The sequence below is a fragment of the Bacillus sp. TCT6 genome (genome assembly GCF_056033845.1).
The window spans coordinates 2,543,303-2,562,003 of the sequence record NZ_JBVYHX010000001.1; the positions used below are offsets into that span (position 1 = coordinate 2,543,303).

At 32.7% G+C, this 18,701-nt stretch carries 28 protein-coding genes; 12 read left to right on the forward strand and 16 right to left on the reverse strand.

The features are described 5' to 3' along the window. The first annotated feature begins 117 nt into the window (after window positions 1-117). The 5 genes from AC0ONG_RS13005 (at window position 118) to coaW (ending at window position 3,804) form a co-directional block, all read left to right on the forward strand. Window positions 118-417 (forward strand): hypothetical protein, encoded by a 300-nt coding sequence (locus AC0ONG_RS13005; RefSeq protein ID WP_001279461.1) that lies wholly within the window; start codon window positions 118-120, stop codon window positions 415-417. Window positions 418-586: 169 nt separating this feature from the next. After that, window positions 587-949: a hypothetical protein gene (locus AC0ONG_RS13010; protein ID WP_000757025.1), complete on the forward strand. Its 363-nt coding sequence runs from the start codon at window positions 587-589 to the stop codon at window positions 947-949. Window positions 950-1,243: 294 nt separating this feature from the next. Beyond that, on the forward strand, window positions 1,244-2,443 hold the full coding sequence (locus AC0ONG_RS13015) for an LL-diaminopimelate aminotransferase (RefSeq protein WP_000222694.1): 1,200 nt from the start codon (window positions 1,244-1,246) through the stop codon (window positions 2,441-2,443). Window positions 2,444-2,499: 56 nt separating this feature from the next. Next, the gene (locus tag AC0ONG_RS13020) at window positions 2,500-2,898 is read left to right on the forward strand and encodes a 3-hydroxyacyl-ACP dehydratase FabZ family protein (protein WP_000547638.1); all 399 of its coding nucleotides are present in this window, start codon (window positions 2,500-2,502) and stop codon (window positions 2,896-2,898) included. A gap of 84 nt (window positions 2,899-2,982) precedes the next feature. Then, window positions 2,983-3,804 (forward strand): type II pantothenate kinase, encoded by an 822-nt coding sequence (gene coaW, locus AC0ONG_RS13025; protein WP_000442491.1) that lies wholly within the window; start codon window positions 2,983-2,985, stop codon window positions 3,802-3,804. 14 nt (window positions 3,805-3,818) lie between these two features. On the opposite strand, the gene AC0ONG_RS13030 is transcribed toward coaW, so the two are convergent. The 7 genes from AC0ONG_RS13030 to AC0ONG_RS13060 all read right to left on the reverse strand — a co-directional run bounded on the left by AC0ONG_RS13030 (window position 3,819) and on the right by AC0ONG_RS13060 (window position 8,103). Continuing rightward, entirely contained in the window at window positions 3,819-4,328 is a 510-nt protein-coding gene (locus AC0ONG_RS13030; RefSeq protein ID WP_001259198.1) for a 2'-5' RNA ligase family protein, read from the reverse strand. Between the two features lie 117 nt (window positions 4,329-4,445). Then, entirely contained in the window at window positions 4,446-4,925 is a 480-nt protein-coding gene (locus AC0ONG_RS13035; protein ID WP_000502962.1) for a CcdC family protein, read from the reverse strand. 39 nt (window positions 4,926-4,964) lie between these two features. After that, window positions 4,965-5,636 (reverse strand): DUF4052 domain-containing protein, encoded by a 672-nt coding sequence (locus AC0ONG_RS13040; protein ID WP_000209601.1) that lies wholly within the window; start codon window positions 5,634-5,636, stop codon window positions 4,965-4,967. Continuing rightward, entirely contained in the window at window positions 5,633-6,505 is an 873-nt protein-coding gene (locus AC0ONG_RS13045; RefSeq protein ID WP_000560921.1) for an ABC transporter ATP-binding protein, read from the reverse strand. Before AC0ONG_RS13045 ends, AC0ONG_RS13040 begins: the two co-directional genes overlap by 4 nt. Beyond that, complete coding sequence (locus tag AC0ONG_RS13050; RefSeq protein ID WP_000805185.1) at window positions 6,502-6,882, reverse strand: GntR family transcriptional regulator; 381 nt, start codon at window positions 6,880-6,882, stop codon at window positions 6,502-6,504. The genes AC0ONG_RS13045 and AC0ONG_RS13050 overlap by 4 nt, the downstream gene beginning before the upstream one ends. 125 nt (window positions 6,883-7,007) lie before the next feature. Next, entirely contained in the window at window positions 7,008-7,496 is a 489-nt protein-coding gene (locus tag AC0ONG_RS13055) for a DinB family protein (RefSeq protein WP_000424635.1), read from the reverse strand. Window positions 7,497-7,509: 13 nt separating this feature from the next. After that, on the reverse strand, window positions 7,510-8,103 hold the full coding sequence (locus tag AC0ONG_RS13060; RefSeq protein ID WP_016077550.1) for a DUF4825 domain-containing protein: 594 nt from the start codon (window positions 8,101-8,103) through the stop codon (window positions 7,510-7,512). A gap of 441 nt (window positions 8,104-8,544) precedes the next feature. On the opposite strand from AC0ONG_RS13060, the gene AC0ONG_RS13065 reads away from it, so the two are divergent. Genes AC0ONG_RS13065 through AC0ONG_RS13090 form a run of 6 tightly spaced genes read left to right on the forward strand, consistent with a single transcriptional unit; the run spans window position 8,545 to window position 9,534 of the window. Next, the gene (locus tag AC0ONG_RS13065) at window positions 8,545-8,685 is read left to right on the forward strand and encodes a YrzI family small protein (protein WP_000156197.1); all 141 of its coding nucleotides are present in this window, start codon (window positions 8,545-8,547) and stop codon (window positions 8,683-8,685) included. A 27-nt stretch (window positions 8,686-8,712) separates the two neighbouring features. After that, window positions 8,713-8,856 (forward strand): YrzI family small protein, encoded by a 144-nt coding sequence (locus tag AC0ONG_RS13070; RefSeq protein WP_000142729.1) that lies wholly within the window; start codon window positions 8,713-8,715, stop codon window positions 8,854-8,856. A gap of 28 nt (window positions 8,857-8,884) precedes the next feature. Next, on the forward strand, window positions 8,885-9,028 hold the full coding sequence (locus AC0ONG_RS13075; RefSeq protein WP_000668965.1) for a YrzI family small protein: 144 nt from the start codon (window positions 8,885-8,887) through the stop codon (window positions 9,026-9,028). Window positions 9,029-9,055: 27 nt separating this feature from the next. Beyond that, on the forward strand, window positions 9,056-9,199 hold the full coding sequence (locus tag AC0ONG_RS13080; protein ID WP_000668963.1) for a YrzI family small protein: 144 nt from the start codon (window positions 9,056-9,058) through the stop codon (window positions 9,197-9,199). 26 nt (window positions 9,200-9,225) lie between these two features. Next, window positions 9,226-9,366 (forward strand): YrzI family small protein, encoded by a 141-nt coding sequence (locus tag AC0ONG_RS13085; protein ID WP_000669805.1) that lies wholly within the window; start codon window positions 9,226-9,228, stop codon window positions 9,364-9,366. 27 nt (window positions 9,367-9,393) lie between these two features. Next, a complete protein-coding gene (locus AC0ONG_RS13090; protein WP_000668498.1) occupies window positions 9,394-9,534 on the forward strand; it encodes a YrzI family small protein in 141 nt (46 codons plus the stop codon). Window positions 9,535-9,774: 240 nt separating this feature from the next. Here AC0ONG_RS13090 and AC0ONG_RS13095 read toward each other — a convergent pair whose 3' ends face one another. Beyond that, window positions 9,775-10,860, reverse strand: a complete 1,086-nt coding sequence (locus tag AC0ONG_RS13095; RefSeq protein ID WP_086398333.1) for an AI-2E family transporter — start codon at window positions 10,858-10,860, stop codon at window positions 9,775-9,777. A gap of 149 nt (window positions 10,861-11,009) precedes the next feature. Between AC0ONG_RS13095 and AC0ONG_RS13100 the strand changes: the two genes are divergently transcribed. Then, window positions 11,010-11,831 carry an HNH endonuclease gene (locus AC0ONG_RS13100; protein WP_000189714.1) on the forward strand — a complete coding sequence of 274 codons (822 nt, stop codon included), beginning with the start codon at window positions 11,010-11,012 and terminating at the stop codon, window positions 11,829-11,831. A gap of 228 nt (window positions 11,832-12,059) precedes the next feature. Here AC0ONG_RS13100 and AC0ONG_RS13105 read toward each other — a convergent pair whose 3' ends face one another. The 8 genes from AC0ONG_RS13105 to AC0ONG_RS13140 form a co-directional block, all read right to left on the reverse strand. Continuing rightward, complete coding sequence (locus AC0ONG_RS13105) at window positions 12,060-12,152, reverse strand: putative holin-like toxin (RefSeq protein WP_001289320.1); 93 nt, start codon at window positions 12,150-12,152, stop codon at window positions 12,060-12,062. Window positions 12,153-12,347: 195 nt separating this feature from the next. Next, window positions 12,348-13,460 (reverse strand): FMNH2-dependent alkanesulfonate monooxygenase, encoded by a 1,113-nt coding sequence (gene ssuD / locus AC0ONG_RS13110; RefSeq protein ID WP_136996369.1) that lies wholly within the window; start codon window positions 13,458-13,460, stop codon window positions 12,348-12,350. A 76-nt stretch (window positions 13,461-13,536) separates the two neighbouring features. Then, window positions 13,537-14,385 carry an ABC transporter permease gene (locus AC0ONG_RS13115; protein ID WP_000432136.1) on the reverse strand — a complete coding sequence of 283 codons (849 nt, stop codon included), beginning with the start codon at window positions 14,383-14,385 and terminating at the stop codon, window positions 13,537-13,539. A 16-nt stretch (window positions 14,386-14,401) separates the two neighbouring features. After that, a complete protein-coding gene (locus AC0ONG_RS13120) occupies window positions 14,402-15,388 on the reverse strand; it encodes an aliphatic sulfonate ABC transporter substrate-binding protein (RefSeq protein WP_098438036.1) in 987 nt (328 codons plus the stop codon). A 17-nt stretch (window positions 15,389-15,405) separates the two neighbouring features. Continuing rightward, a complete protein-coding gene (locus tag AC0ONG_RS13125; protein WP_086398337.1) occupies window positions 15,406-16,161 on the reverse strand; it encodes an ABC transporter ATP-binding protein in 756 nt (251 codons plus the stop codon). Between the two features lie 181 nt (window positions 16,162-16,342). After that, the gene (locus tag AC0ONG_RS13130; RefSeq protein WP_086398338.1) at window positions 16,343-16,855 is read right to left on the reverse strand and encodes a ribonuclease FAU-1 family protein; all 513 of its coding nucleotides are present in this window, start codon (window positions 16,853-16,855) and stop codon (window positions 16,343-16,345) included. 173 nt (window positions 16,856-17,028) lie between these two features. Next, window positions 17,029-18,084: a hypothetical protein gene (locus AC0ONG_RS13135; protein ID WP_044798019.1), complete on the reverse strand. Its 1,056-nt coding sequence runs from the start codon at window positions 18,082-18,084 to the stop codon at window positions 17,029-17,031. Window positions 18,085-18,096: 12 nt separating this feature from the next. Next, the gene (locus AC0ONG_RS13140; protein WP_042598051.1) at window positions 18,097-18,570 is read right to left on the reverse strand and encodes a tetratricopeptide repeat protein; all 474 of its coding nucleotides are present in this window, start codon (window positions 18,568-18,570) and stop codon (window positions 18,097-18,099) included. Window positions 18,571-18,701: the final 131 nt, after the last annotated feature.

Below are 18,701 nucleotides of genomic sequence, written 5' to 3' on the forward strand. Positions count from 1 at the left end.
TACTTCTTTGTTCTATAATACGCCTATTTATTACGTTTATTGAAATTACCTAAAGGAGTATCCCCCTTTTATTTCGAATAGATTATAAAGAGTACTCTTTATAAAAGGAGTGGTAAAATGTCTGATGGCATTGAAGTATTTATTGTCCTGCTCTTTGCAATTGCTCTGTTTAGCATACTAAACTTTTTAGCCATTTCCTTATCTGGACATAGTTTTAAAAAAAGAATCGTGGCAGGTTTCATATTTTTACTACTGACTCCCATTATCTTTTTGACTATCGCAACATTTGCTTCTATATTCGATAAAGCAGGATTTGGCGCAGGTACGTTAGCCTTTATGATCGCAAGCGTATATATAATAAATGGAATAGTGCTTCTGCTTTCCTCTTTATATATCCTCAAAAAAGACATAACATAGGCTATAGTACTAGCATGAATCTGACTTTACACTAGATTCATGCTTATTTAATTTCTCCTAAATTTTTATATGAAATTAAATAATTCTTTAAAAAAATTTAAACTTTATTTATTATAATATCCCTATCGTATTCGCACGTTTATTCAAATTTAAAAGAAAGGAGCACAAAATGAAAAAGGTTCTACTTACAATTCCTATACTAATCATCCTACTTAGTGGATGCAGCAATAACGATATATACGGTTCTTGGGAAGTCGTTGACAATAAAAATGGTGAATGCCCTGTATATTATAAATTTGAAACAGTTGTCAAAAAAGAAAATAAAGAGGAAATTGTGCAAAATTTAGTAGAAATGCAAACCACAAAGAATAAAGACGATTTATATAAAGGCTCAGTTGTCAAAAATTCTAATGTATATCACATTGATTATGGTAATTCATTTACATCAGAGCAAACTTTAAAAGTTGCCGACGGTACATTAAATGTATACTTTTTGACAGCTGAAAAATTATGCACGTATAAAAAGAAATGATTACATTTCAGAGGAAACGCAGAAAATATTTTCTGCGTTATTTCACTTTAGAAATCTTCCACAAATACTTAATAAAAACTATCAAATAACTTAAGTTATATAAAATGAATCCTATAATAGACATTTCAATTAACACGTCTACGCTATTTACATCGATACTTTTCAAAATAGGCTAATACTTCCTCTAAATTTGTCAATCGTTTTAATTTTCATAAAAAAATGATAAAATATAAACATGTGTTTTCAGAATAATTAAAAACGCAGAATGAAAGCACTGTTTTAGGAGGGGTTTTGATGACTTACACGTTAGCAACTAGAATGAAAGCATTCCAATCTTCTATATTTAGTGAATTAGGAGCCTATAAAAAAGAAAAAATTGCAGCAGGTCATAACATGATTGATTTGAGCATCGGAAATCCTGATATGCCGCCCGCTGATTTTGTAAGAGAAACAATGGTACATACAGCGAGTGAGAAAGAGAGCTACGGGTATACATTATCAGGTATTCAAGAATTTCACGAAGCTGTAACTGAATATTACAACAACACTCATAACGTTTTATTAAATGCGGATAAAGAAGTTTTATTATTAATGGGTTCACAAGACGGGCTCGTTCATTTACCTATGGTTTATGCAAATCCAGGTGATATTATATTAGTTCCTGATCCAGGATATACAGCTTATGAAACAGGTATTCAAATGGCTGGTGCAACATCTTACTACATGCCTTTAAAGAAAGAGAATGCTTTCTTACCAGACTTAGGGGTCATCCCTGAAGAAATTGCCGCTCAAGCGAAGATGATGATTTTAAACTTCCCAGGGAATCCCGTTCCAGCAATGGCCCATGAAGATTTCTTTAAAGAAGTAATCGCATTCGCGAAAAAGCATAATATTATCGTTGTCCATGATTTTGCTTATGCTGAATTTTATTTCGATGGTAATAAGCCAATTAGCTTCCTCTCTGTACATGGTGCTAAAGAAGTTGGTGTAGAAATCAATTCTTTGTCAAAAAGTTATAGTTTAGCAGGTAGCCGTATTGGATATATGATTGGAAACGAAGAAATTGTTCGTGCACTTACTCAATTTAAATCTAATACCGACTACGGTGTATTTTTACCAATTCAAAAAGCGGCATCTGCAGCACTAAGAAATGGCGCGGTATTTTGTGAGAAAAACCGCGATATTTATCAAGAACGGAGAGATACTTTAGTCGATGGATTCCGAACATTTGGTTGGAATGTCGATAAGCCAGCCGGTAGTATGTTTGTCTGGGCTGAAATTCCACAAGGATGGACTTCTCTAGACTTCGCTTATGCATTAATGGATCGTGCGAATATCGTTGTTACACCTGGTCATGCATTTGGACCTCACGGAGAAGGCTTCGTACGTATTGCACTCGTTCAAGATAAAGAAGTGTTGCAACAAGTTGTTGAAAACATTAGAAATAGCGGCATTTTCGTCCTTGAAAAAGTAAATGAATTAGTTAAAAATTAGTTCCCACTCCCCTGCTTAACTTTAGCAGGGGTATTATTAATTGGAGGTACTTTCATATGCATATTAAAGACACACTTCCCCATCGTTATCCATTTTTAATGATTGATAAAGTAATAAATGTAAAACAAGATGAATTCGTTACAGGATATAAACTCATTACAAATAACGAATGGTTTATAAACGATAGTCACAAACATATGCCTCATATGTTAATTGTAGAAGCACTTGCTCAGCTTAGTGCATTTGTACATACAAGTGATTCTGAAGGACTAGGATTTCTCTCCTCTTTAGATGGAGTTGAATTCCACGGAAAAGCATATCCCGGTGATAAACTTGATTTACATTATGAGCTAACGCGCAATCGTCGAGGTTTTATTCTTGGTAAAGGTATTGCAACTGTAAACGACCAGCCTATTGTAACTATAGAAAAACTATTAATATATCAAGCAGATTAAAGTGTTCCTTATATCAGTTGGAAATATCTATTCTCAACCAATTAAATAAATAAGAAAATATATTACGTAGTTAGGAGCAGGGAAATGGAACGTACTATCGGTATCGATGCTGGAGGCACATTAACGAAAATAGCTTATTTTAACGAAAAAAAGCTATTAACTTTTGAAAAATTTTATTCGCATGAACAACATAAAATAATAGATTGGATTAAAAACAACAATGGCATAAAACAAATATGTATTACGGGTGGTAAATCGAAACTATTACAGCATCTGCTTACAGGTTCATATAAAATAATAGAGCTAAACGAATTTGAAGCTACTCTTGCAGGTGTCCAATACATATTAAAAGAAGAAAAACATGCTATACGCAATTTTATTTTAACCAATATCGGTACAGGTACTTCTATCCATTACGTTTATAATGAACAATATATTCGCGCTGGTGGAACCGGAGTTGGCGGTGGGACTATTATGGGACTTTCAAAATTGTTAACAAATATAGATCATTTTGAAGATGTAATCCCTCTAACAAAAGTAGGATCTAGAAAAGAACTAGATATTACGGTTGGAGATATTTATGGTGGTATTCTTTCCCCTATCGATAATAACTTAACTGCTAGTAACTTCGGAAAAGCAGCCATTACAGAATCAAATAATAGTAGCTCCGATATACTAGCTACTGTACAAGGACTTGTCGGTGAAGTCGTTACTGCATTAAGCCTTCAATTCGCTGAAACAAAAAACATTGAACACATTATTTATATTGGTTCAACTTTATGTAATAACATACAACTTCAACATATTATTAGTAGCTACACCGAATATCAAAATAAAACACCAATCTTTTTACAAGATGGTGGTAATAGCGGTGCAATTGGTGCATTACTTCATGCTACGAAATAAAAAGCTGACTTTTGTCAGCTTTTTAGAAATGGCACTTCAAATTCAATAATTGATTCCCCGTTCTCTCCAATTCGCTCCACGCTTATTCTATCAATCACACAATTTAACTTCCCATGAAAACTAGGAATCTCCTTCACTACTTCAGCAGCTAACGCGACACTTTCTTTTCTTCCGACTGTTACATGCGGGATGTACGGAATGTCTTCTTTCAAAAATTGTAATAAAGGTCCTGTATATAGAATATTATGTAGTTCCTCTATTTGTTCTTTCCCCTTTTCAACTCGTAAAAACAAATATTCTCTTTCACTTGTAATTTGATTCTTAAATTCAATTTCTATATTCTGTATCGGTTTTGATACATTTATAATATGTAATTTCAGCTCATCATTTGAAATCGAACTTTCAAATGGGAATACAATTGTAATATGCGGTGGAATTAATCCAAATAAAGGATCATGTTTTTGCCTAATGTCCTCGATTTCGCTAATGAACATGTTGTTTAGAAAAAGTAAAATTGTACGCATTTTTATCCCCTCAACTTTTCCTCATTATAATATGTATCATATTCTATGACAGCCTGCCCTTCAACAACTTGTTTTGCTTACCTGTAAAAATAAAAAAACTTCTCAAATGAGAAGTTTTCATATAGCATGATTATTATTTTCCAGCCAAACTTTCCTAAACTTTATATAACAGGCAATTCTCCAAGGAAAAATATACGATACTGCAACAACGTAAAATAATAAACCAATCGTTTGTTGATCTAAATCAACGATAAATTGTCTTGAACCATATCTTAAAAAGACAAGTGCAATAAAAGTAATTAAAAAAGCTGCACTTTTTTTCGTATAAATATTCCCATCATCTCTTCGTTCATAATTTGTTAATACTATAAGCGGTACAGCAAAAAGTACACCAATGAATACCGCTATAATTACTTGTAATATAGCTGGATGTACGGGACCTAAAAACCATACAATACCTGGTGTTAAAAATAGTAATGGCCATAAAATACGTTTTCCCGATCCCTTTATTGGCTTATGCATGGAGCGATAACGACGCCAAAATATTAGTAGTGCAATGCATAAAAAGACGGTTATTAGTGAGGACGTGTCTCCCATATATTTTCCTTCTCCCTAAAAGAATAATCTATCACTATTTTAAACTGTTCGTTCAAATGATACTTTACGAATAAATATACTACTAGTTATGATATAAAGAATTGTTAATCCAATTGAAATAACAATAAAATAAGGGATATCTATTAAAGATACATCATTTGTAAATAACAATCCTTTTATCCCTACTTCTCCATACAGCACACTATTTGTTGAAAGGAAAAGCGACCCACCAATCATGAGACCAATCCATTGAAATCTTTGCTTAAAAATTACTACTACTTGAAAGAAACATGCTATCGTAACATAAAATAAAAATTGTAAAATAAACTGTTGTATTAATTGCTCTCCAAAGTTAACATTTACTAAGTTATATTTTATATCTTGTAAAAACAGTATTTGAAGGAATGAAAACAATGCGGATTGCAACACGATATAACAAATCGCTCCGATAAAATATTGTATTCTCGTTATACCAAATGAAACTGCTAAACGAAATACATCATCTTGAACAATGAAAACACTCCCTACTATAAAAATCATAATTGCAATTGAAGGATTATTGATAATTTCGGGTAAATAACCAACTTTCGCTTCATTTAAATGAGCAGCATATAAAGCTCCTTTTATTAATAAAGCTACAATCCAAAATATTAAAATTGCTTTATAATGAAAATTTATATGTAACCTCAATTGTTTCATTAACGTCGTCATTCCACTTCACCACCAGTCATGTGAATAAATAGTTTTTGTAATGTAATTCTATCAATTACTAAACCTTCTTTTTCAAGAGAGTAACAATCTTCATTAGAAAGCTCTTCCCATATAACAGCAATACCTTTATTCCCATAAATTTCTTTATTTATAACTTTTTTATTAATCAAGAACTCCTCCACTTTACCTTTTTGCCCTGAAATAATATGACCTTGTTGCAATAAATCTTCCACTGTTGATTGAACAACAAGTGCACCTTCTTTTATGATAATTACTTCTTCAATAACATGGGTTACTTCTTCTACCAGATGTGTTGATAATATAATTGTTCTGGGATACTCCCCGTAATCTTCTAGTAGTAAACTATAAAATAACTCACGATGTGCTGCGTCTAATCCTGTAGTTGGTTCATCAAAAATAGTAATTGTCGCTCTGCTTGCTAACCCTTTAATAATTCCTACAACTGTTTGCATGCCATGAGATAGTTTATGGTATTTCTCTGTTATATTAAGCTGAAATTTACCCGCCAGTTCTTCAGCAAACTTCTGATCCCAATTTTTATAAAACATGTTACATATCTTAAAAATTTCTTTTACGCTATAACTTAAATGAGACTCTTCTTTTACTCTAACGAAACAAATATTTTGCATCGCTTTACTATTTTCAAAAACATCTTCACCAAATATTGATACACTTCCACTACTTGAAGTAATTTGTCCTGCTAGTAAATTTAATAAAGTCGTTTTCCCTGCTCCGTTCCTTCCAAGCAAACCATATATTTTATTCTCTTCCAATGAAATCGTTACTTCATTTACAGCTATTTTCTTTTTATACTTTTTCGTTACATCTTTCGTTTCAAGTGCAATCATCCCTCTTTCCCCTCCTTCGTAATCTTTTGAATCATATCCATCAATTCATCTTTTGATATTTCTAGTACTTTCGCTTCTTCCCACACTTTAGGTAAATATTCAGTCATAAAAGTATTTTGTCTTTTTTTTAGTACGACTTCTTTCGCTCCCTTTGCAACAAACATTCCGATCCCTCTCTTTTTATATAAAATCCCCTCATCCACTAATACATTCACCCCTTTAGCTGCGGTAGCCGGATTTATTTGTAACATCTTCGCAAATTGATTTGTCGATGGAACTTGTTCTTCTTCAAGCAATATGTCTTTTAAAATATCAGATTCAATCGTTTCTGCAATTTGTATGTATATTAATTTATTTTGTTCTAGAGTCGGCTTCACATTTTCACCACCTTAGGTTCATAGGTTCATTACTTATGTAATCAACCATATCACATAGAATTATTTTTTTCCATAAATTTCTTTTACAAAAAAAGAGAGTCATTCAATTAAGAATGTCTCTCTTTCTAAAAATGCGAAGTTTCAACTCTTGTTCTCAAATTCTTTTCATTTATACCATTTTGACAAAAATTAAACTGTTGTCCCTCAATACATTTTGTACGATCTACTACTTGCCCTAAATGATAGCTTGTATGCTCAACCAAATGTAATAGACTTTGAAGATCAATATGCCTTTTTTCTTCCCAGACCTGTATATATGCTTTGCCCCACTCATCAAATATTTCTTCAACAGTTTTTAACAAAGCTTCAGATCTTATTTGTTTCACTGGAAAATATTCTTCAATACCATTTTCAAAAACTATATTTGGATCCTTATAACGCCTTGTATTTCTCTGTAAATGTTCACAAATATGTAGTACGATTCCACCAATTGAATTAACAGAGGTCTCTTTTTTCCACAAATCTTCTTCACTAACGAGCCTAATTGCCTGTACTAATTTAGGTAAATAATGATCCTGCATTCTATGATAAGAAATTTTGTATACTAACTCCATCTTCTCCCCTCCATTATTTCAACTGGCTCACTGGATATTTAGCAAATAAAGATTTCCGAAAATCTTTATCTTCCACAAGCATTTTAATTTTTTCTTCATTGCCGTTAAAGAACTTTATAACTTTATTTTTATCCCATATATCTTTTTCTTTTGGAAAATCATCGAATTCCCTATGCAAAATTGATAACATTTCTTCCCTCGTTATCTTAAAGTTTTTATTTTCTATTTGAAACTCATAAGCTTTTGCGTTTGGTACTAAAATTACTAGATAGGTAGCATTAAAGAGAAAATTCTTCTTCATCGTATCTTTCTCATTAAACCAATACGTCTCAATCATTTCTTCTGTAAGAGCTCCACTCTCTTTTGCACCATAGTTCACTTTTATATTTTCATTTTCTAAACTTATACTTTGAACTGTTCCACCACCGGATAAATGATTAATAATTGCAACCACATCTGAATTATTACCAACGTATGTCCCAGTATATTTCTTAAAATCATCTGACCTAACATCATATATATCTTTTATTCTTTCTCCGTTAGAACAAGCCGTAATGAATAAAAAAATTGTTAGCATAACGATTATGTTATGATGCATATATTTCATTTAGCATCCCCCATTTTTATCGATATTTCGTTAATTACAATATTTACTTTCAAATCCCTTTTTAAATATACGCATTTTAATCAAAATTAAAAATTTTCATTTTTTATGTTTACAATTATCCATTAATTGTATATACTTACTAACGTAAGAAAAAAATTCTAAAAGGAGGTCGAAGGAAATGATGAAATTACAATTACATGCATTAACTTTAGCGTTAACTGCACCTGTGTTTTCTGGACAATTAAATATGAATTCGACCACCCTAATGGAGAATTGAAAATCGTACTTTATTTCATTTAATTCATAAATTCGCCACAGGAGGTCGTATACTTTCCTGTGGCTTTTTCACGCCCCGCCATAGGAGAACTGTATCTTCCTGTGGTTTTTTTGCGCGGTTTTTTAGTCTCTTACATTATTTTTCTAAGAAAGGAGCAACATTCAATGACTATTAGCGTATTGTTTTTAAGTATTACGATTCAAAGAAATACAATTTCCAAAGGGGAAATTCTTCATAATGAGCAAATTGAAAAAGCTATGAATGATGTTAAGGAGCGCCAAGCACTTTACTGTGATCACCTGTAATTCCTTTTCGAAAGGAGGAATTCATTTATGACTTTTCATATTTTCTTTTTTACGACTGTGCTTCAAAAAAATACTTTATCTGAAACTGAAATCAATCGTAAACAACAGTTAAAACAACTGACTGATAAAATAACTGACATTAAAAGTTCATACTACACTCAAATGTATTAAAAATATATTTTAAAGGGGCAATATATTCATGAAATTTAAAGCATTCTTTTTAACAATCACCATTCAAAAACGTAAGCTTTCACAGAAAGAGATTTTACGTGAGCAACACATCCAAAGCATTATGGACGAAGTAAAAGAGCGCCAATCTTCTTATTACACTCGTCTTTTCTAAATCACTTATAAAGGGGTCATAAATCTAATGAAATTTAAAGCATTCTTTTTAACAATCACCATTCAAAAACGTAAGCTTTCACAGAAAGAGATTTTACGTGAGCAACACATCCAAAACATTATGGACGAAGTAAAAGAGCGCCAATCTTCTTATTACACTCGTCTTTTCTAAATCACTTATAAAGGGGTAATTATCCAATGAAATTTAAAGTATTCTTTTTAACCATTACCATTCAAAAAAATAAATTTTCTGAGTCTGAAATGCTTCATGAACGACAAATTAATCAAGCTATGGATTCTGTAAAAGAAAGACAAAGTCATTACTGTAGTCATCTGTAATTCCAATTCGAAAGGAGGAATTCACATATGAAGTTTCACCTTTTCTTTTTAACGATTACGATTCAAAAAGAAACAATATCTCAAAATGAATTAAAACAAGAAAGACAATATAAACAAGTTATTAATGAAATTCGAGATCGTAGAAGCAAATACTACACTCACCTTTAATCGTTTAACTATATAGAATTGAAAGGAGTCGATTTTGATGTTGATAGCGTGCTGTAAGGAAATGATTTGGATAGTTCAGAGGGATTCCACATAGTTTTATAGAGCCTTATATCACACAAGTTCATCACTGAATTTGATGTATAAAAAATATATAATAAAATCAAATCAACCCACTTTTAATTATTTTTTATAAACAAAAGATACACCACTTAAAAAGCGGTGTATCTTTCTCAGGTTTTACTATTTCCGATTACTTCTCTTCGTCTTAAACAATCTCACTAAGTTCGAAACAACTGTTTTTGTTACTGCATAAACTGGTACTGCTAAAATCATTCCGATGATTCCAGCAAAGTTACCTACCCCTAAAATTAGGATAATAATTGTTAATGGGTGGATGTTTAATTTCGAGCTCATAATACGTGGTGAAATAATATTACTTTCAAACTGTTGTACAATTGTTACGATAATAATTACGTATAAGGCTTGCATCGGAGATACGAACAGTCCTACAATAACAGCTGGCGCTGCCCCAATAAATGGACCTAAGTTAGGAATGATGTTTGTAAATGCTGCAATAATTCCTAAAACGAAAGCGTACGGTAAATCGATAATTAAATAACCGATAAAAGTAAACGCACCTACAAATATACAAACGAGCGCTTGCCCTTGAATATATGCAGATAATGTTTCGTTCGTTTCCTTAATGATACGAAGCCCCTCTTCACGGTAAGACTCTGGTAATAAACTTACCGCTTTTCCTGGAAAGGCATGTCCATCTTTAAACATGTAAAATAAAATGAACGGTACAGTAAATACAACTAATGCAACGTTCGTGATAATACCAAATAAAGCCGTTGCACTCGACGTAATTGTATTTGGTATATCTTTTAAGTATTCAATCGCATTTTTTTCAATTGTTTCAATGGAAACGTAGTTTTGTGTAGATAACCATTCAAACAACCTATGATGTGATAATTCTTGTATGTATACTTTTCCCTCTTTTATGTAGCCTGGCATATTTTTCACTAAGTCCATTAGCTGTTGTGAAATCGTAGGAACAACTATTCCAACGCCAACCGCAGTTAATGTTATGATAAAAAGATATAACATTAATATCGCTAAATTTCTAGGTACTTTTTTATTCTCCAAAAAGATTAATACAGGATTAAATATGAAGTATAAAAAAAGCGCGATTAAGATTGGGAAAAATAATGTTGATATGAAGATACCAATCGGTTGAAATAAAAATGATATTTTTGTGCAAATAAATATGATTCCTACAACCATTAGCACTTCTAATGTCCAAAAGTGCACTTTTGATTTCAAAAAAACGGCCTCCTTTAAACTAGCACTTCTCTTCATTGTACCAAAATAAGTATGAATTTCACATAATATTTTCCTTTACAATATTCCAAAATACCGATAAATACACTACAATGAGATTACATACAAATTTGCAGGTAAAGGTGATAAAAATGACACAATGCATCATTTGCAGAAAAGATACGAAAGAACTTAGTGAACAATATGTCATTCCAGAAATATTATGTGGATATTATTTCACAAACTCAATTTGTGATACTTGTCATGAACAAATGACAACAAATATTGATCGTCCTTTAATTAGGCATAAATTGAGTCAATTTAAGATTGAACAAATGAAAAGACAAATTGATTCCCCACTCTATACGAATGAGCACGGTGAGGAACTTGCGGCTGCTGAGACTGATGTTGTCGAAGTAAGCGACGAGATTCTTTATTCTAATGCATTAATTATGAAACTATGTAAAAAGCACGATATTTCCTTACATAATGAAATTTGGAAAGAGGAACGTGTAACGAAAGTAGCGAGTTCTATTCAACGTGAATTACTATTAGATAACCGTAAATATAAAATGAGTGTATTAAAAATGGCTTATACATTCGCTGTACAAGCAGTTGACGGCTACTTTGAAGATCAAGATGCAATTGATATTTCTACCATTCTCTCCAATGCAGATTTCGTGGAACTAAAAGAAAAAAGCATTGTACGTGATTTAAGCAAAAGTTCTTTATGGAATACGCTAAATACAAGTAGTGAAAATCATTACTTTATTTTACTTAGCGATAAAGACGGCCTGTTTTGCTTCATTCGTTTGTTTGACATCTTTGATGTTGTCGTTCATTTATCAGAAAAAAGATTTGACCTTCCATCGCCGATTGTCGGTGTAAATAATGTGAATACGCAGAAATTTTATGTCCAAAGTTTAAAACAGTATATGGATGGGCTGTTTAAAGAAAAAGCACCTACTATATAACAGAAACCAGAACATACGGTCTCCTTTCTTGATGAAAAGACACTGTGTTATAATGAGTATGAAAAGAACAATACAATCACATAAACCAATTATAAATTGTATATAAATAAAAAAGACTAGTGTGCGGCTACACACTAGTCCACGTAACTTAGCAGATTGGATTGTTCATTTATCCTATTTGTTTCTTACAAACAAAACAACCCACATTCTATAAGCATAGGTGGGTTGTTATTTTTTGAGCTTGTCTATTAAAACGACGACGAACGTTAACAATGCAACGAGAAACAGTCCACCTTGCAGTAGCAACGCTATTTCACTCACGTATTATCACCCCCCTCCTACTCGGAGAAGTGATAATTGAACAACCAACCGCACCTTAAGTTACCCTTTAATTTTACCATATTTTCTAATAATTTACGATGAAAACCCGCAAGCGAATAACTTGCGGGTTTTTTATCCCGTATTAACAGGCAGTAAACAAAATGAAGCAATAAATAGGTGAAACTTTATTTCTCACTATTTTTTTAATGCATATGCATCAGCAATCATTTCACCAACCATTTTATTTTCTTCTTTCTTCTCGTCTTTCAATAATGGGAATAACAATTCTGCGACCTCATACGCTTCTTCTAAATGCGGATATCCTGATAAAACAAACGTATCAATTCCTAACGATTCATATTCTTTTATCCTTTCTGCTACTGTATGTGGATTGCCTACAAGTGCAGTACCTGCCCCACCTCTTACAAGTCCGATTCCAGCCCATAAATTAGGGCTTATCTCTAACGACTCTCTCGTACCTTTATTTAAATGTGTCATCCTCTTTTGACCAACCGAATCATATCTTGCAAATGTCTTTTGAGCAAGCTCAATTGTTTCATTATCCACATATTGAATTAAACGTTCTGCCTCTTCCCACGCTTCTTCTTCTGTTTCTCTTACAATTACGTGTAATCTAATGCCAAATCGTACTGTACGCCCCTTCTCTTCTGCAAGTTTTCTTACTTCTTCTATTTTCTCTTTCACTTGCTCTGGTGGCTCTCCCCACGTTAAATATACATCACTATGTTCAGCTGCTACTTCTTTTCCAGCAGCTGATGATCCTCCGAAATATATAGGAGGATATGGTGTTTGAACTGGCGGGAATACAACTTTACTATCTGTAACTTGAATATGTTTTCCTTCTAAAGAGATCGTTTCACCTTGCAATGTCGATTTCCAAACTTTTAAAAATTCATCCGCTGCTTCATATCTTTCATCATGCTCAAGATATAATCCATCTCCTTGTAGTTCAACTGGATCTCCTCCAGCTACTACGTTAATAAGTAGTCTCCCATCTGAAATTCTATCAAATGTAGATGCCATCCTAGCTGCAACTGTAGGTGACATTAGTCCTGGTCTCACTGCTACTAAAAATTTTAGTTTTTCTGTTTCAGCAGCAAGAGCTGAAGCTAACACCCAAGGGTCTTCACATCCTTGACCAGTTGGAAGTAAAACACCCGTATATCCTAAATACTCAGCTGCCGCAGCAACTTGCTTATAATAACCATATTCAGCTGCTCTTCCTCGTTTTGTCGTTCCTAAATATCGACCATCTCCATAAGCCGGAATAAACCATAATAATTCCATACCTTTACACACCCCTTATTTATTTTGAAACGTATACTAACAAATTCTATATAAATTACCCCTAATAATTTATATGTTAATTCCTAGTCTCACCTTTAAAATTATCTCGCCATCTTAAAAACTTCACTTCTAGTAAACGTACTAGAGAGTCAGAAAACTTCCCAACAAATGCAAAGATAATTATGCCGACAAATACGATATCTGTATTTGAAAATTGCCTTGCATCCATAATCATATAACCAATACCTTCTGTAGATCCCATAAGTTCTGCTACTACTAAACTCACCCATGCAACACCTAACGATAACCTTGCTCCTAGTAAAAGGTTAGGCAATGCAGATGGTAAAATTAGTTTCGTAATTAGTTTTCTTTTGCTAAACTCTAACACTCTCGCAACATCAAATAACTTTGAATCCACACCTCTAATACCTAAAAATGCGTTTACGTATAAAGGAAAAAATGCACCATCTGCAATTAATAGCACTTTCGATGTTTCACCAAAACCGAACCATAATACGAAAAGCGGCGCAACAGCTAAATGAGGTACAGTTCTTAACATTTGCACAGATGGGTCTAAATATTGCTCACTTCTCGTTGAAAATCCAACAATCGTTCCTAAAATGATTCCTAAGCCCCCACCAATAAAGAAACCAGCCGCAGCCCTGAATACACTAATACTTAAATGGCCGAATAACTCTCCTGTTTTAATAAGCTCTTGGAAAGCTAGAAAAATATCTAATGGTGTTGGTAAAACTGTTTTAGAAACAAGACCGAATACGCCAGCCAACTGCCAAATTATTAATATAATAACCGGTATAGTAATCGCCCTTACTAAAACTTTTACATTTAACTTTCGTACCTTCTTTATGCCATTTTTCTTAATCGTTATACTCGCTGGTTTCATAACAGCTTTCGTATTTTCCACTTTACAAAACCTCTTTTCACTTCGCTTTCAATCCTTTTTCTACGAAAGAATTATCTACAACTTTTTCCGTCTTAATTTCTTTCTTTATAGAACCGAGCTTATATTGAAAATCCGCTGTCTTTTGTTGTTCTGCTATTATTTCCTTCGTTACCGGAACTAAAATTGGTTTGTCGTGATTAAACACTTCTTTTACAATCTCTGCATCTATCTTTTTTACAGAAGTGTATACTTTTATTGCTTCATCTAAGTTAGCATCTTGCCATACACGTGCTTTCTCATAAACTTTGAGGAATTTCTCAACTAATTCTGGATGTTCTTTCGCAAATTTTGTCCTCGTAATTAAAAATTCTGGTGAAGAGACATTTAATGTTTCACCGTCTGCAATCACCTTTGCACCTTTATTTAACGTATGTAATGATATGAAAGGGTCCCAAATCGCCCATGCATCTACTGATCCTGATTCGAATGCAGGCTGCGCTTCATCTGGTTGTAATTGAATGACATTTACATCTTTTGCATCAATACCTTCTTTATCAAGTGCTCGATACAATAAATTAAAGGCACTACTTCCTTTTGCTACTGCAATTTTTTTACCTTTTAAATCCTTTACACTCACAATCTTGCTATCTTTTTGAACGAGAATTCCAGTTCCTTTTCTCGCATAACTTGTATTGGCGATTTCGGTAAATCCAATACCTGCTGCTTGCGCTGAAATGACTGGAGAATTCCCTACTTCACCAAAGTCCAACCGGTTTGATGCGATTGCTTCAAAATAAGGAGGTCCACTTTGGAACTCTGTCCATTTCACTTTAACTCCTTCTTTTTTAAACTCCTCTTCAAACCATCCCTTTTTCTTTGCTAGTAATAGCGGGCTTAATCCTTGCTGTATACCAATTTGTATTGTTACATCTTCTTTCTTACTACTTGCTGTACTTTTTTCGCATCCTAATAAAAACATTAATATAGCTAAAGCAAAAGAAAGAACTTTAAATTTTTTATACATATAAAATCACCCTTTTCCTATATACTTGTTTGAATCAATCCTCCATATTCAAACTGCTGTAATACTTTCGTTCGAAGTTGTTGGAACGATTGAGAAGTTTTATTTCGCGGATAAGGCAAATTATTTTCAATCACTTTATGTATTTTCCCTGGTCTTGCATTCATAATGATGATTCGGTTTGAAAGATATATCGCTTCGTCTATATCATGTGTAACGAATATCATTGTTGTTTTTTTCTGCTCCCAAATATTTAGCAATACTTCTTGCAAATGACTTCGAGTAAAAGCATCCAGCGCTCCAAAAGGTTCATCAAGTAATAATACATTCGGATCTCTTAATAACGCTCTCGCTATCGCAACACGTTGTGACATCCCGCCTGAAATTTCTTTCGGATACGATTTTTCAAAGCCATCTAACCGAACGATTTCAACCCATTCTCTCACCTTATCTTTCACATACTTATCTTTTAACGACAAATCTGCCGCTATATTTTCTTCAACTGTTAACCATGGAAAAAGCCTATGTTCTTGAAAAATAAAACCTTGTTTCTTACTCGGTTTTAAGATAGACTCCCCATCAATAACAACTTCCCCTTCAAAATCATTATCTAGACCTGCAACAATTTTTAGTAATGTACTTTTTCCACACCCACTCGGACCAATTACTGTAACAAAATCCCCTTTCTCTAATTGAAAATTAATATTCTCTAATACTTGAACAGTACCAGTTTGTTTCAAAAAATATTTTGATACCCCATCAATTGAAACAGTCATTTCTTCCCCTCCTTAAAATGATTCATATAAATGAACAGATTCAGTATTTGTGCAATAAAAAAACCAAAGGCATTTTATCAACAGATAAAATGCCTTTGGTTTCTCCAATCAGCAATACGTTATGGAATTAAGTACATATTATAAAAATATTTCCGATAAGTCAACTGGGTTTTAGCGAACATTATTTATTTTTAAAGATATCAGCAGTCCCTTTTATTATTTTTGGAAGGAACGTTTTAATTGTATCCATTAATATATAAAGAGCTTCCTTCACATAACCACCTTCGAAATTTCCTAATGGTTCTGGTAATTCATCCTCATCTAATATGAAGTATTCTCCATTTGGAAGTACCATAATATCAATGATTAAATCTTCGAAGGAAACCACTTCGTCTTTTATTTGTGTATTTTTTACGATATTAAAATAGGAACCTAAATACTTCCCTTTTATATCTCTCCATACGTATAAATTGTACGGACAATCTTTCCAGTAATATGCGATTGTATAACTCCCTTTTGGGATTGTTAACTTAGTATCATTTGCAGTCATTGTAAATGAATGCTGCACCTCGTGAAATAAAACAATACTTTGTGATTGCTTTTCAAGTAATAAACACTTGTGATCTACTATTGTTGAGTTATACCGGATTTTTCTTTCTATAATTTCAATTTTCGATGTAAGTAACTTATTCATTATTTTGTTTCCCCTTACACTAGTTCTATCCTCAATTATATCCATTTATATAGTGATAAAGAAGTATATAGTTTTTTATATAATGATTTATACAAGAAAAACTCCTTCTTATTTAGAAAGAGTTTTTCACTTCTAACGGAAGTTTATTTGTTTTTATGTAACTAACAGCACTATTACTCATGTTTTAACTTTTCCTTAACCGCATCATAAAATTTTCGTTCTTCATCAACATTTAAGTGAACACGACTTACTGTTTTAGAAAAGCCATATAACAACTGTGCTTTCACTGGCTCTTTTAATGTTATTTCAAAAGTAGCAGGTTCTTTTATGAACTCCATAACAGTTGCATCCAATATCTGTTTCCCTTCTTTTGCCGATAGCAATTCACCCTTGTAGAACGCAATATTATCAATTTGTGTAAATGGTATAACAATTTTCTTTCCTAATCCAATTTGAATGATTACTTGTTCTTCTGTTACGACAAGTGGATTTTTACGCATTGCTTGTATTTCAGCTAAAAAATAAAACATTGCATATACATTTAAAATAAGTAACACCCATGCTACAACCGGATTCCATTGATGAAACAAATAATGAAAACCGATACTTTCTATTAAGGTCGCATGGATGATCATGATATATACACCTATTGCACCAGTCTTTTTGTGATATGAGTATACGGATTCACCTTCTGGTACTTTTTCACGCCACGATAAAAATGCATAATAGATTAACTTACACTCCGTTACAATGATATCTATTAATTTATTTCTTTTCATAGTAGCTTCAAATGCTGCATCAATCGCATAAGAAAAGGAATAATTTTCTCTTCTATGTTTTTTATATTTTTTTATTATTTTAGGAAGCACTCTAACAATTTTATAGAGAAGGAATAATTCTAGACCTACAAATGCAATTTCAGCCGCAACAATAATATAAGAGATGAATGAAAAAGCTTGTAAATAGTAACTTGGAATAATAAATCTTGCAAAAATATATCCAGCTATTACAACAGGAAATATATACGTTAACGAGTATCTTTTTCGAATAATGAAGAAATACGTGATGGTTGGAATGACAAACATGCAATCTAATAATGACCCAAGCACAACTTCTTTCGGCGCAGCTGGTACTATTGGAAGGGCATACAATAAGTAGTTTGATAGTATTATTAAAGAGACGAGTCCAATCCAAATACCTTTTCGCCTTCGCGATAGTGTAACATTCATACGTTCACTCCTTTATTTAAAAACCTCATTTAAATGGTCTTTATAAAATGAAATGGCACGCTCAAATTCTTTTACTTCCTCTACTTTCACGACAGTTTCAAGTAATAATTTCATAGCTGATTCGTGATCGTTTACATTATATTTTGCTAATGATAAAAATACTTTCATTGGATCGTTCTCTGGGAATTTTTTCACCCCAGCTTCTAATACTGTAATTGCCTTTTCATATTCCCCTATACAACGATATGTACTTCCTAAACCAATATAAGCACCGCAAAGTGATTCGCCATCAAGTCCATTTGCGATTGCTTGCTCATAATACGGAATTGCTTCTGTTTCTAGCCCCATTACATCATGTATCCACGCACACTGATACAGTACTTCTGCATCCTTTGTAAAGTTTGTTAATCCTATAAGCATCTCTTTAGACTGCGCATATTTCTTTTCGTTTCTAAGTTTAATAGCTTGCTTTAATAAATGTTCCATAGAATCCACTCCTCACCAATTATTCTGTGTATAGCTCTTGATTGATATACGCTTCACATTCGTGTAAAAGTAAAATTCCCACCAATTAAAGTTTCGCTTACTTATTACTATGCGGATTCATTCTTATCTAA